The following is a 336-nucleotide window of genomic DNA, read 5'->3' on the forward strand; positions in this document are numbered from 1 at the left end:
CGGCGAGCGACCGCGTCAGCCGGTCGATCTTGTAGACCACGACCATGTCGATGCGGCCGGCGTCGATATCGGCGAGCAGCCGTTGCAGGCCCGGGCGGTCGAGCGTGCCACCGGAGATGCCGCCATCATCGTAGCGGGCGGGCAACATCTTCCATCCCTCGTGGCGCTGGCTGGCGATGTAGGCGGCGCAGGCCTCGTGCTGGGCATCGAGCGAGTTGAAATCCTGGTCGAGACCCTCCTCGGAGGACTTGCGGGTGTAGATGGCGCAGCGGATCCGGGGCTTGCTCATGACCGGGACTTTCCACTGAGACCGAAGAACCGAGGTCCCGACCAGTG

The 336-nt window shown here is 66.4% G+C and carries 1 protein-coding gene; it reads right to left on the bottom strand.

Annotated elements, in window-relative coordinates; genetic code table 11:
- Positions 1-289 (bottom strand): recombinase family protein (locus EU800_RS26340; RefSeq protein ID WP_129636386.1); only part of this gene is annotated, 289 nt, incomplete at its 3' end.
- Positions 290-336: the final 47 nt, after the last annotated feature.

The organism is Tropicimonas sp. IMCC6043 (genome assembly GCF_004146235.1).
GTDB lineage: Bacteria > Pseudomonadota > Alphaproteobacteria > Rhodobacterales > Rhodobacteraceae > Tropicimonas.